The organism is Stutzerimonas nitrititolerans (genome assembly GCF_003696285.1).
Classification (GTDB): domain Bacteria; phylum Pseudomonadota; class Gammaproteobacteria; order Pseudomonadales; family Pseudomonadaceae; genus Stutzerimonas; species Stutzerimonas nitrititolerans.
The window spans coordinates 164126-177156 of record NZ_RFFL01000005.1; the positions used below are offsets into that span (position 1 = coordinate 164126).

15 protein-coding genes are annotated in these 13031 nt (G+C 64.3%); all 15 read right to left on the bottom strand.

Annotation, left to right across the window (positions count from 1 at the left end; all coding sequences use genetic code 11):
* Positions 1 to 6: 6 nt before the first annotated feature.
* The 15 genes from fliP to fliE all read right to left on the bottom strand — a co-directional run bounded on the left by fliP (position 7) and on the right by fliE (position 12924).
* Entirely contained in the window at positions 7 to 783 is a 777-nt protein-coding gene (gene fliP, locus EA795_RS08155; RefSeq protein ID WP_058073539.1) for a flagellar type III secretion system pore protein FliP, read from the bottom strand.
* Positions 783 to 1202, bottom strand: coding sequence for a flagellar biosynthetic protein FliO (fliO, locus tag EA795_RS08160; protein ID WP_058076515.1), 420 nt, complete (start codon positions 1200 to 1202; stop codon positions 783 to 785). The genes fliP and fliO overlap by 1 nt, the downstream gene beginning before the upstream one ends.
* Position 1203: 1 nt before the next feature.
* Positions 1204 to 1677, bottom strand: a complete 474-nt coding sequence (gene fliN / locus EA795_RS08165) for a flagellar motor switch protein FliN (protein ID WP_014852058.1) — start codon at positions 1675 to 1677, stop codon at positions 1204 to 1206.
* A gap of 40 nt (positions 1678 to 1717) precedes the next feature.
* A complete protein-coding gene (gene fliM, locus EA795_RS08170) occupies positions 1718 to 2689 on the bottom strand; it encodes a flagellar motor switch protein FliM (RefSeq protein ID WP_014852057.1) in 972 nt (323 codons plus the stop codon).
* Between the two features lie 12 nt (positions 2690 to 2701).
* Entirely contained in the window at positions 2702 to 3235 is a 534-nt protein-coding gene (locus tag EA795_RS08175; protein WP_058073541.1) for a flagellar basal body-associated FliL family protein, read from the bottom strand.
* A 189-nt stretch (positions 3236 to 3424) separates the two neighbouring features.
* Positions 3425 to 4645, bottom strand: a complete 1221-nt coding sequence (locus tag EA795_RS08180) for a flagellar hook-length control protein FliK (RefSeq protein ID WP_115027584.1) — start codon at positions 4643 to 4645, stop codon at positions 3425 to 3427.
* Between the two features lie 61 nt (positions 4646 to 4706).
* A complete protein-coding gene (locus EA795_RS08185) occupies positions 4707 to 5066 on the bottom strand; it encodes an Hpt domain-containing protein (protein WP_014852054.1) in 360 nt (119 codons plus the stop codon).
* Positions 5067 to 5097: 31 nt separating this feature from the next.
* Positions 5098 to 6795: an ATP-binding SpoIIE family protein phosphatase gene (locus EA795_RS08190; RefSeq protein WP_115027583.1), complete on the bottom strand. Its 1698-nt coding sequence runs from the start codon at positions 6793 to 6795 to the stop codon at positions 5098 to 5100.
* Positions 6796 to 7101: an STAS domain-containing protein gene (locus tag EA795_RS08195; RefSeq protein ID WP_014852052.1), complete on the bottom strand. Its 306-nt coding sequence runs from the start codon at positions 7099 to 7101 to the stop codon at positions 6796 to 6798.
* 88 nt (positions 7102 to 7189) lie between these two features.
* Positions 7190 to 7642: a flagellar export protein FliJ gene (gene fliJ / locus EA795_RS08200; protein WP_115027582.1), complete on the bottom strand. Its 453-nt coding sequence runs from the start codon at positions 7640 to 7642 to the stop codon at positions 7190 to 7192.
* Between the two features lie 3 nt (positions 7643 to 7645).
* Entirely contained in the window at positions 7646 to 9004 is a 1359-nt protein-coding gene (gene fliI / locus EA795_RS08205; protein ID WP_122076509.1) for a flagellar protein export ATPase FliI, read from the bottom strand.
* Positions 8994 to 9770: a flagellar assembly protein FliH gene (fliH, locus tag EA795_RS08210; RefSeq protein ID WP_122076511.1), complete on the bottom strand. Its 777-nt coding sequence runs from the start codon at positions 9768 to 9770 to the stop codon at positions 8994 to 8996. Before fliH ends, fliI begins: the two co-directional genes overlap by 11 nt.
* Before the next feature lie 13 nt (positions 9771 to 9783).
* Positions 9784 to 10800, bottom strand: a complete 1017-nt coding sequence (gene fliG / locus EA795_RS08215) for a flagellar motor switch protein FliG (RefSeq protein WP_014852048.1) — start codon at positions 10798 to 10800, stop codon at positions 9784 to 9786.
* On the bottom strand, positions 10793 to 12580 hold the full coding sequence (gene fliF, locus EA795_RS08220; protein WP_014852047.1) for a flagellar basal-body MS-ring/collar protein FliF: 1788 nt from the start codon (positions 12578 to 12580) through the stop codon (positions 10793 to 10795). Before fliF ends, fliG begins: the two co-directional genes overlap by 8 nt.
* Positions 12581 to 12594: 14 nt before the next feature.
* Positions 12595 to 12924, bottom strand: coding sequence for a flagellar hook-basal body complex protein FliE (gene fliE, locus EA795_RS08225; protein ID WP_014852046.1), 330 nt, complete (start codon positions 12922 to 12924; stop codon positions 12595 to 12597).
* Positions 12925 to 13031 lie beyond the last annotated feature (107 nt).

Consider the following 13031-nt stretch of genomic DNA (forward strand, 5'->3'; position numbering starts at 1 on the left):
AACCTCCTAGAGAGTGCCGAAGCTGCTGGCGAGGGTACCGATGATCAGCCCCCAGCCATCGATCAGCACGAACAGCATGATCTTGAACGGCAGCGAAATGATCAGTGGCGAGAGCATCATCATGCCCATCGCCATCAGCACGCTGGCCACCACCATGTCGATGATCAGGAAGGGAATGAAGATCATGAAGCCGATCTGGAACGCCGTCTTCAGCTCGGAGGTCACGAATGCCGGAACCAGGATGGTCAGCGGCACGGCCTCCGGCGTCTGCAGGTCGGTACGCTTGGACAGCCGCACGAACAGCTCCAGATCGCTTTCGCGCGTCTGCGCCAGCATGAAATTCTTCAGCGGCACCTCGGCGCGGGCGATCGCCTGCTGCGCCGGCAACTGCTGATTGAGATAGGGCTGCAGGGCATCGCGGTTAATCTGGTCGAAGACCGGCGCCATGATGAACAGCGTGAGGAAGATGGTCAGGCCGATGAGAATCTGGTTCGACGGCGTCTGCTGCAGCCCCAGTGCCTGGCGCAGGATAGAGAAGACGATGATGATCCGCGTGAAACTGGTCATCAGCATGACGAACGCCGGGATGAAACTCAGCGCCGTCATGATCAGCAGGATCTGCAGGCTGACCGAATATTCCTGCTGGCCCTCGGCGTCGGTGCTCAGGGTGATGGCCGGGATCGACAGCGGGTTGTCGCCCTGGCCGATCAGCGCGCCGGCATCCTGCCCGAGGGCGAGCGGCGCGACCAGCGCCAGCGCAACGGCCAGCAACAGTCGAAACATCAGTGCTTGTCCTTCTGGTCCTTGCCCAACAGCTCCATCAGGCGCTGGGCAAACTCCGGCGTGGCCGGTTCCGCGTCCGGCAGATGCACCGGTTCCTCGAGCACGTGCAGTGGCGTGATGCGACCGGCGCTCAGGCCGAGCAGGATCTGTTCGCCGCCTACCTGCACCAGCACCAGCCGCTCGCGCGGCCCCAGCGCCTGGGTGGAAACGATCTTGATGACCTGCGCGCCCCGCGGATGGAGCTGCTGGACGCGACGCAACAGCCAGGCCAGCAGGAAGATCAGCCCGATGACCAGCAGCAGGCCCAGCAGCAGCTTGCTCAGCTGCGCACCCATGCCGGCACTGCTCATGCTGGCCGTCGTTTCGGCAGCCATGACCGGCAGCATGGGCAACATGGCAAGGGCGGCAAGAATACGCATGTCAGCGCAGCTTCTTGATGCGTTCGCTCGGACTGATCACATCGGTCAGCCGAATGCCGAACTTCTCGTTGACCACCACCACTTCGCCGTGGGCGATCAGGGTGCCGTTGACCAGCACGTCCAGCGGCTCACCCGCCAGGCGATCGAGCTCCACCACCGAGCCCTGGTTGAGCTGCAGCAGGTTGCGGATGCTGATTTCGGTGCTGCCCACTTCCATGGAAATCGATACCGGGATATCCAGGATCACGTCCAGATTGGGACCGTCGAGCCCCACGGGCGCCGCGCTGGCCTTCGGCGCGCTGCCGAACTCCTCCAGCGGTGCCTTCGGCGCGGCCGGAGCAGCGGGCGGAACCCCCTGGCTCAACAGGGCATCGATATCGTCCTGGCTGGCATCGCCGGCTTCGGCCAGGGCCGCGGCCCATTCGTCGGCGAGCGCCTGCTCTTCCGGGGAATTGTTTTCGTGTTCGTCTGCCATCGCTAATCCTCGACGGGCTGGTAATTGGAATAGGTCTGAATCACCGTGACCGCACCACGGGTTCCATCACCTGCAAGGCCAGATTGCCCTTGTGCGCGCCGAGCTTGACCTTGAAGGCCGGCATGCCGTTAGCGCGCATGATCATGTCCTCGGGCATTTCCACCGGAATGATGTCCCCCGGCTGCATGTTGAGAATGTCGCGCAACTTCAACTGACGCCGCACCACCGTGGCACCCAGCGGCACGTTGACGTCGAGGATGTCCTCGCGCAGCGCCTTGACCCAGCGCTCGTCCTGGTCGCTGACGTCGGACTGGAAACCGGCATCGAGCATCTCGCGAATCGGCTCGATCATCGAGTAAGGCATGGCGATATGGAGATCGCCGCCGCCACTGTCCAGCTCGATGTGGAAGGTCGAGACCACCACCACCTCGCTGGGGCTGACGATATTGGCCAGCGCCGGGTTGACCTCCGAATGCACGTACTCGAAGTTGACTTCCAGGATCGCCTGCCAGGCTTCCTTGAGATCGTTGAACGCCTGGTCGAGCACCATGCGCACTACGCGCAACTCGGTGGGCGTGAATTCGCGGCCTTCGATCTTGGCATGGCGGCCGTCGCCGCCGAAGAAGTTGTCCACCAGCTTGAACACCAGCTTGGCGTCGAGAATGAACAGCGAAGTGCCGCGCAACGGCTTGATCTTCACCAGGTTCAGGCTGGTGGGCACGTACAGCGAGTGGATGTATTCGCCGAACTTCATCACCTGCACGCCGCCGACCGAGACGTCCGCAGAGCGCCGCAGCAGGTTGAACATGCTGATGCGGGTATAGCGGGCGAAACGCTCGTTGACCATCTCCAGCGTGGGCATGCGCCCGCGCACGATCCGGTCCTGACTGGTCAGGTCGTAGCTCTTGATGCTGCCCGGCTCGGAATCGCTTTCGGTATCGACCAGGCCGTCGTCGACCCCATGCAGGAGCGCGTCGATCTCGTCTTGCGAGAGCAGATCTTGAACAGCCATCCTCGGCGACCTCTATTGCAGTACGAAGTTGGTGAACAGCACTTGCTCGACGGCAAGTTTGCCGATCTCTTTATTGGCCAGCTCCTGGACGCTGGCGGTAGCCTGCTGCCGCAGCATTTCCTGGCCGACCGGTGTCGCGATGGTGGCGAAGTCCTGACTGGAAAACAGCATGACCAGTTGATTGCGCAACAAGGGCATGTGTTCCTTGAGCGCGTCGAGTGCGACCTGATCACGCGACATCAGCGCGACGCTGACCTGCATGTAACGCTGGCGCCCACCGTTATTGCTGAAATTGACCACGAAGGCCGGTGCCAGGACCTCATAGATCGCCGCGGGCTTGCCGGATGCGGTCGGCGCGGGCGCTTGCGCCTGCTCCTCACCCTTGCCGGCATCGTCCCGGTTCATGAAATACAGGGTGCTGGCGACCGACAATCCCACGGCCAGCAACAGGCCCAGCACGATGGCGACGATGAGTTTGATCTTGCCCTTGCCTGAAGTCTCGGCGCCAGGAGCTGGCACGTCCGGGGGACCCTGTTTCTTAGCCATGCCAAATATCCGTCATCACGCGTGATTTCACTCTGCTTCAAGGAGTTAGGAGCAACTGCTGTGCCAAAGTATCAATCAGCGAGCGCCAGCAGTAAATGACTGCCGGTAAGACTGGCGCGCTTTGCAGAGGCGTTACGAGGGCCAGTATGGCTGGAACGGGCTCGGCAGCCGGCGCCGAGCCCGCCGCCATCAGGCGTAGAAATCCACGAGCCCGCGGTCACCCGTGCTCCGGTTGCTGGCCACTTCCAGCACCCCGCCGCTCTCGGCCTCCGCAACGGCACTGTCGGCGCTGCCGCCCTCGCCGCGCGACTCGCCGCCACCGTCACCTTGCCAGCCGCGCGCCAGGGATTGGTCCGAAACGTTGACGTCCATGGTCATGCCTTGCTGGGCGAACATTTCGCGCAGGCGCTGCATCTGCCCTTCCAGCGCATCGCGTACGCCGGCGTGCGGACTGAGGAAGGTCACCTGGGCCTGGTCCTTGTTCATGTCGATGCGTACTTCCATGCGTCCCAACTCCGCCGGATCGAGCTGGATCTCGGCAGATTTGAGGTTCTGGCTGGAGAGCCACATCACCCGGTCCACCACCGCTTCGCTCCAGCCGGACTGCTGCATCTGCACCGGCTGCCCCGGCACCAGCGGGGTTCGCTGCAACTGCTGGGTCTGCTGGGCAATGGCCTGCGTCAGCGGATTGAGACGATTGGCCGCAAGCTCGGCATTGGACTGGCGGGTTTCGACTGGTGCATCGATCTCCTCCAGTTCGCCGGCGGCCAGCGTCAGCTCCAACTCATCACCGGTTTCCGTCGAATCGCCGGCGACCTGCAACAGGTTGGCGAAGCGTTCGTCACCCTTGGCCGCCGGCTGGATCGCATCGCGCCCCGCGGTCTGCGCCTGAGGCGAAGCCTTCTGCGCCGCCAACGCCTCTTCTTCCGGCACGGCCTCGGTTTCGGCGGCCGTCTGCTGGATCTGCAGGCTGGCCAGGAATTCGCTCCCCACGGGCTGGATTTCGCCGGATGGCACTTCGGCGACTTCGGCCTGCGCGCCCATGCCGAACATCAGCAGCGGGTCCAACTCGGCGCCGGCCACCTCTTGCGACTCGCTCGCCTCATCGACCGCCTGCGACGACTCCGGAGGCAACTCGTTGCCGCCTTCGGCAATCGTCGGCTTCTCGGCCGTCTCGGCTCCGGCGGTTTCCTGACTGTCCTTTTCGTTCACCGGCTTGTCGCGCGCCGGTTTGTTAGGCGCGTCCGAACGCTCCACCGGCTTGCCCTGACGCTCCTTGGCGTACATCTCGGCGAACCGGGAAGCCTCTTGCCGACTGGCTTGCGAGGCAGAATCGGCTTTCGCGCCCGCGGCCTTGCCACGAGGCTCGGGCGTCTTGATGTTGAGCAACAGGTCGGGGGAAACAGCCATGGTTCTTCCACTCGAAAGGGTGAGGTAGCCATGAATGAGCAAGTTTCGCGCCAGGATTCGATCAGACGGGACCGGCGTGACGTTGACGCTCCGCCCGATAGAGGATGCGGGCAATGGCAAATTCCCGTTCGATGCGTTCGATCAACGCCGGAGCACCTTCGAGCCGCTCACCGCCAGCCAGTTCTTCGAGCTGGCGACAGAGGTCCGCCAGCACCACGGCGCCCATGTTGCTGCAGCTGCCCTTGAAACTGTGCGCCGCCTGGCGCAACGGCTCGGCCTCGCCAGCAGCGCAGGTCTCCTGCAGCATGCGCAGGCGCTCCTCGGAGTCGTTCAGGAAGGCGTCCAGCAACATCGGATAGTCGCCCTCCATCACCTCCTGCAAGGTGGCCAGCATGGCGCTGTCGAGACGAGGATCGGACACCCCGGCACTCCTCCGGTCGAAAGGCAGCGGATTATGCATCAGCCGTCCAGTGGAACTCCACGCTCAGCCCACGCCCATCCGGCTGCCAGCAGAAACGATCGGCGAGCTGCTCGATCAGCCGCAGCCCGCGCCCGGCCAGGCCCGCATCGCGAGGCTGCGCGGCCAGCGCCTGCTCGACGTCGAAGCCCGCGCCGCTGTCCTGGATGTCGATACGCAGCGAGCCGCCATCGCCTTCGCTGCGTATCTGCACATCGATCAGCACGCAGCCCTCGGCCAGCGCCGCCAGTCGCTGCTCGCGGGCGCGATAGTAACCGGCGAAGCCATCGGCATCGCTCTTGAGCCGCGAATCCAGCCCCAGCACGCCATGCTCCAGCGCATTGCTGTAGAGCTCGGTCAGCACGGTGTAGATGAGGCCCGCACGCTGGCGCAACGCCGGAACCTGCAGGAACAGCGGCAACATCAGCGGCAGCGGGTCGGCACTGCGCAGGCTGTCCGGGCGCAACTCGAAGCGGGCCGACCAGTCCATCGGACGCAACGGCCGGGCGCCGAGCGGAAACCCGCCCGGCAGCCGCGCCGGCAACGCTTCTTCGGTCACCTTCACCTCGACCAGGCTCAGGTCGTCGGCCGCACTACCATGAAATGCCCGCAAGGCCTGCTCGATCTCATCGAACAGACGCGCGGGGTCGGCATTGGACTGCAAGATCGCTTGCAAGCGCGTTTCGCCAAAGGGTTCGCCGGCCTGATCGCGACGTTCCAGCACGCCATCGGACATCAGCAGCAGGCGATCGCCCTGCGCCAGCGGCAGGATCTGGAAGCGATCATCGAACCGCTTGGCTTCCAGCACGCCCAGCGGCAGGTGTTTCGAGGTCAGCGCCACGCGCTCACCGCCCAGACGCAGCTGATAGCCGTCCGGCAGGCCGCCGTTCCATACCCGCAGAACGCCTTCCCTGACGTGAATGTCCAGGAAGGTGGCGCAACAGAATATTTCCGTCGGCAGGATGAGCTTCAGCTTGGCGTTGATCTCGCGAAGGATGTGATGGCTGGCGTAACCCTTGGCCGTCATCCCGTAGAAGGTCTCGGCCAGCGGCATGGCACCGATGGCGGCCGGCAGGCCATGTCCGGTGAAGTCGCCCAGCAAGACGAACAACTGGCCGGCCGGCGCCTGGGCCGCCAGCAGCACATCGCCGTTGAACAGCGCATGCGGCGACTGTCGGTAACGGATGTTGCCGGCATCCAGGCAACCGGCGTGGGCCACCTTGTCGAAGATCGCCTTAGCGGCGCGCTGCTCGTCGAGCAGTTGCCGATTATGATCGGCGATGAGGTCGCGCTGTCCCAGGACCGTCGCCTGCAGCTGCCGCAGGCGATGCATGGCCTGGATTTTCGCCTGCAGGATGACCGGATCGTAGGGCTTGGCGATGAAGTCGTCGCCGCCGGCGTCCAGACAGCGCACCAGCTCGCGCGGCTCCGACAGCGAGGTGAGGAAGATGATGGGGACCAGCTCATCGCCTGCCCGCTGCTTGATCAGGCGCGCCGCCTCGAAGCCATCCATCACCGGCATCAGGGCATCCATCAGCACCAGCTGCGGGCGCTCCTGCTCGAACAGCGCCAGTGCTTCCAGGCCATTAGCGGCGGTGAGCACCCGGTGCCCCTGGCGGGCGACGATGGTCGCCAGCAGCATGCGATCGGCCGCGCCGTCCTCGACGATGAGAATCGACAGCGACGGAAGCATTCAGTCGATCACGAACAGTTGCTGGAAATTGGAAATCGATAAGACCTTGCGCACATCGGCGTTGCAGTTGATCAGGCGGATCTGCGCGTTGTCGCCACCGGCATGGTCGCGCAGCAAGAGCAGCATCCCGAGCGCGGAGCTGTCGAGGTAGGTCGCACCGCCCAGGTCCACCACGTAGCGACGCGCCAAACCGTTCACGCGCTGATAGGCATCGCGAAAAGCCTGGTGTGAATTGAAATCGAAGCGGCCGCGGATGTGCAGCGTCAGTTCCTGCCCATCTGCCGATAGCGTAGAAGTGATGGTCACGAAGCTCTCCCTATCCGCAAGGTCATGGCACGCTGCCAGGCGAAGAAACCTATGAAGATGTAGCAGCCAACCCCAAGGGCGGCAAGCGTCAGTCCGGTTTCGGCCGGCCGGCCAGGCGCTGCGAGAACTCGTCGAGCAGCTTCTGCTCGCGCTTGTCGGCCGCCACCCGTGCCTCCTGCAGGTAGCGCTCGACCAGCTTGGACAGCCCTTCCAGACGTGCACGACGCTGCTGCCATTGCTGACGCAGCTTGTGCAGGTTGTTGCGGTGCCAGTCGACGCTGCGCTGCTGCTGGCCGATGGCCGATTCGAGCTGGGAGAGAAAGCGCTGGTAATTCATCAGCCATTGACCACTGACGCCCTGACTGCCCTGGGTCAGCCATTGCTGCTGGTAGTCGCTGAAATACTGCTGCAGCTCACCGAGCTTGAGCTCGGCCTGATCCAGTTGTTGCTGGCCCTGCCCCAGCAGGCGCGCGGCATCGCGTTCGGCGCGCTCAGCCATTTCGATCACCGGGGTCAGGCGGGCGGCGCGGCTGGCAGGCAAGGATTAACCCCCGGGCCGGGGATTGAAGACGCTGGCCAGCAGCGCGGCGCTGTGCGCCAGGTCCTCGCTTTCATTCAGGCCCTGGCGCAGGTAGCCGACCATCTCCGCCTGACGCGCGATGGCCAGATCCGTCTCGGCGTCGCCGCCCGGCACGTAGGCGCCCACGCTGATCAGGTCGCGACTCTGCTGATAGCGCGACCAGAGCTGCTTGAAGCGTTGCGAATTGCGCACATGCTCGGCGCTGACCACCTGCGGCATGACCCGGCTGATGGACGCCTCGATGTCGATCGCCGGGTAGTGGCCTTCCTCGGCCAGGCGCCGCGACAGCACGATATGGCCATCGAGCACGCCGCGCGCCGCGTCGGCGATCGGGTCCTGCTGATCGTCGCCCTCGGACAGCACCGTGTAGAACGCCGTGATCGAACCGCCGCCCGCCTCGGCATTCCCCGCGCGCTCCACCAGGCTCGGCAGCTTGGCGAACACAGATGGCGGATAGCCCTTGGTCGCCGGCGGCTCGCCGATGGCCAGGGCGATCTCGCGCTGGGCCTGGGCGAAGCGCGTCAGCGAATCCATCAGCAGCAACACGTTCTTGCCCTTGTCGCGAAAATACTCGGCGATGCGGGTGCAATACATGGCGGCGCGCAGACGCATCAGCGGCGCATCGTCGGCGGGCGAAGCCACCACCACCGAGCGCTTAATGCTCTCCTCGCCGAGGATGTTCTCGATGAACTCCTTGACCTCGCGACCGCGCTCGCCGATCAGGCCGACGACGATGATGTCCGCCTCGGTGAAACGGGTCATCATGCCCAGCAGCACCGACTTGCCCACACCGGTGCCGGCGAACAGACCCAGACGCTGGCCGCGCCCGACGGTGAGCAGGCCGTTGATGCTGCGGATGCCGACATCCAGCGGTTCGCTGATGGGGTGCCGCTTGAGCGGGTTGATCACCGGCCCGTCCATCGGCACCCAGTCCTCGGCCTTCATGCCGCCCTTGCCGTCCAGCGCGCGACCGGCACCATCGATTACCCGGCCGAGCATCGAGGTGCCCATCGGCAGCCGACCGGTATCGGCCAGCGGCACCACGCGGGCGCCAGGCGCGATGCCGGCCAGGCTGCCGACCGGCATGAGAAAAAGCTTGCCGCCGGAAAAACCCATCACTTCGGCTTCGACCTGGGACGGGTGGTAGCGGTCGTTGTTGATCACCAGGCAGCGGCTGCCTACCGCGGCCTGCAGCCCTTCGGCTTCCAGCGTCAGACCGACCATGCGCAGCAGGCGACCTTCGAGGATCGGCTGATCGGGCAGCTTTATCGCCTCGCCGTAGGCCTCCAGGCGCTTGACGAAGCTGATGCGTTCAAGGCGCATCGCCGGTGTCCAGCTCGAGATGCAGATCGGCGGCGGGCGGATTGGTGGCGTTCTCCCGCTGCTGCTCGAACAACTGCTTGATGGCCTGACCGAGCCGCGTTTCGACGCTGGCATCGATGCGGCTGTGTTCGGTCTCGATCCGGCAGCCACCGGGCAGCAGGTCGGCATCCTCGACGATCCGCCAGGATTCCTCGTGGCGCTCGCGCAACGCCTTGACCAGTTCGAAATCCTGCGGGTTGATGTGAATCCGAACGTTGTCGGCGCCCATCGGCAGCAGCTTCAGGGCCTCGCGCAGCACCTGGCGAATCTGGCTGGAATCGATCAGCAGATCGCGCTGGATCACCTCCCGGGCAAGCTGGCCGACCAGGGTGACCATGGCGTGCTCGAGGTTGCGATCCTGTTCGGCGATGGGTTCGAGCAACTGGCTCATCAGGCGCTCGAGGCTGTCGAGCTTCGGCGCCAGGGCAGCATCGGCCTCCTGCCGGGCCTTGAGCTGGCCGGCATGGAAACCGTCCTTCTCGCCGGTGCTGAAGCCCTCGTTGTAGGCCTCCTGGCGAATCGCCTCCAGTTCGTCGAGCGTCAGCGGTTTGACGTCCTCCACCGGGACGTCTTCGCTGTGCGAGAGCGCCGGCTCTTCAACCGGCTCGTCGTCGGCCTGCGACTCTTCCGGCTCGGCGCCTTCCGGATCGAAACTCGGCAACGCCCAGCGATCGAAGGCATTGACGTCCTTCGCGCGGATCACATCGCTGGGGTTTTCCTTCGCCATCGCTCAAACCTTGCTAGATCATTTCTTCGCCGCCCTTGGCACCCAGGACGATTTCCCCGGCTTCGGCCATGCGGCGAGCAATGGTAAGGATTTCCTTCTGCGCGGTCTCGACATCGCTGACGCGCACCGGGCCCTTGGCTTCCAGATCGTCGCGCAGCAATTCGCCGGCGCGCTTGGACATGTTCTTGAAGACCTTTTCCTTGACCGTTTCGTCGGCACCCTTGAGCGCCATGACCAGCACGTCGGAAGAGACTTCGCGCAGCAGCACCTGGATGCCCCGGTCGTCGACATCGGCCAGGTTGTCGAAGACGAACATCAGGTCCTCGATCTGCGCCGACAGGTCTTCGTCCACATCGCGAATGGCGTCCATCAGCTGGCCTTCCATCGAACTGTCGAGGAAGTTCATGATGTCGGCCGCGCGCTTCACGCCACCCAGCGTGGCCCGGCTGGTGTTGGAGTTGCCGGAGAACTGCTTCTCCAGAATCTGGTTGAGCTCCTTCAGCGCCGCCGGCTGCACGGTATTGAGCGACGAGACGCGCAGGACGATGTCCAGGCGCACCTTGTGGTCGAAGTGCGACAGCACCTCGCCCGCCTGGTCCGGGTCCAGATAGGCCACGACGATCGCCTGGATCTGCGGGTGTTCGTAGCGGATCACGTCGGCGACCGCGCGCGGCTCCATCCACTTGAGGCTGTCCAGGCCGCTGGTGTTGCCGCCCAGCAGGATCCGGTCGATCAGGCCACCGGCCTTTTCTTCGCCCAGGGCCTGGGTCAGCATCTTGCGGATGTAGCCGTCGGCACCCACGCCCAGGCTGGTCTGGTCACCGACGATCTCGACGAACTCGCTCATCACCCGCTCGACCTGTTCGCGCTGCACATTGCGCATCTGCGCCATCGCGGTACCGACGCGCTGTACTTCCTTCGGGCCGAGGTGACGCAGCACCTGCGCGGCATCGGCCTCACCCAGGGACAGCAGCAGGATCGCCGCCTTGTCGACTTTGGCCAGCTTGACCTGAATTCGATTGTCACTCATCGGCATTGATCCACTCTTTGACTACCTGGGCCACACGGCCCGGATCTTCGGCCACCAGGCTCTTGATCGCGTTCAGTTGGGCGTCGTAACCCTCGCTGGGGCTCGGCAGCATGATGCTCTGCGGTCCGCTCAGGCTGACCCGGTCGTTGGACAACGCATCGTCCAGTCCGTCCATGTCACCCAGCTCGCCATCGCCGCCAGCCGCTTGCAGTTCCTTGCTCTTGCCGGCATTGGCCAGGTTGTTCAGTACCGGCCGCAGCACGCCGAAGACCAGTACCAGAATGAACAGCACGCCCAGCACCTGCTTGACCACGTCCCAGAACCAGGGTTGCGAGTAGAACGGGATGTCGATGAAGCCTTCGTCGGACGTATCGGCGGCAAACGGCGCGTTGATAACGCTGACGCTATCGCCACGGCTGGCATCGAAGCCGACGGCATCCTGAACCAGGCGGGTGAAGCGCGCCAATTCTTCGGCGCTTCGCGGTACCCGGGTGGCCTGGCCATCCTCGGCGACCACGACCTGGTCGTCGAGCACCACCGCCACCGACAGCCGACGCAGGCGGCCATGCTGCTGCTTGGTGTAGCTGATGGAACGGTCCAGCTCGTAGTTGCGGGTCGACTGCTCGCGCTTGTCCGACGGATAAGGCGCCAGCATCGGCTGACCGGTCGCCGGGTCCATGATCTGCTGACCGTTGGCATCCAGCAAAGGTTGCCCGGGCGCGACGGCACCGGCGGCGGCAGCCTGGCCGGCCAGCGCATTCTCCGGCGCGGTGGCCGGGCCGGGCGGCTGGTTGCTCAGCGCGCCGGGCACGCCCTGTGGCGGCAGACTGCTCTGGCGCTGCTCGTTGACGCTCTGCTCGCTGCGCAGCGCCGGCTGATCGGGGTTGAAGGTTTCCGAAGTGGACTCCACCGCACTGAAATCCACATCGGCGGAAACCTCGGCCTTGTAGCGACCGTTGCCCAGCACCGGCTGCAGAATGTTGTGCACGCGTTGGGTGTAGAGGCTTTCCAAGCGGCGGGTATGGTCGAACTGCTTGCCGGCCATACTCAGCTCGGACAGCTCCTGCTGGTCGGACAGCAGGTTGCCCTTCTGGTCGACGACGGTGATCTGCGACTTGTTCAACTCCGGCACGCTGGTGGCGACCAGGTTGATGATCGCCATCACCTGGCTGGGCTCCAGGCTACGACCGGGGTACAGCTCCACCAGCACCGAAGCGCTGGGCTTGCGCTCGTCACGCACGAATACCGAGCTCTTCGGAATCGCCAGGTGAACGCGAGCGGCCTTGACGTTGTTCAGGCTGGAAACGGTGCGCGCCAGCTCGCCTTCGAGGCCGCGACGATAGCGCGTGGCTTCCATGAACTGGCTCGTGCCGAGCCCCTGCTCCTTGTCGAGGATCTCGAAACCGATGTTGCTGTCGGTCGGCGCGATCCCCGCGCTGGCTAGCCGCAGGCGCGCACGCGCCAGGTCGTCGGCCTTGACCAGCAAGGCGCCAGAGTTGGGTTCGACGGTGTAGGAAATGTCCGCCGCCGCGAGGGTATCCATCACCTGGCTGGCGTCCATTCCGGCGAGGCTGCCGAGCAACGGCCGGTAGTCCGGCTGCTGCGACCAGAGCACCACACCGAAACCGATTGCGACACTGGCAGCCAGGCCGACCAACAGGCCGACCTGCCGTAGCATCGGCATTTCCGAAAGGTTTTCCAGGAAAGACAGGCCAAACAGTGGCTTTTTCGGATCGCCCGAATCGATTGTCACTGGAACCTTGCTCGCTGCTTCAGCCATGACTCAACCCTGCCTCAAACCGGCATCTGCATGATGTCTTGATACGCCTGAACCAGCTTGTTACGCACCTGGGTCAAGGCCTGAAAGGAAACGCTGGCTTTCTGGGAGGCGATCATCACCTCGGTCAGGTCGATACCGCCCTGACCCATTTCGAAGGCAGTCGCCATCTGGCTGGAGACCTGCTGGGTTTCATGCACCTTGTTCACCGCCTGCCCGAGCATCTCGGAAAAGCTCGGGGCGCCCGGCTCGGGCAAAGCCTGCACAGGCTTCGCACGCGCCATGGCATCGGTCTGCATGGCACGCATTTCCAGCATCAAGCGATTGAATTCAACACCCTGGCTCATCATTCCTCCGACAGCTGCGGTTTTATTGACGCATCGCAGCGAGCACAGTGCTCAATAGCAACATCGGTGCCAGGAAAAAAAGAAGCTGGAATATCGGTAAGCGAAAC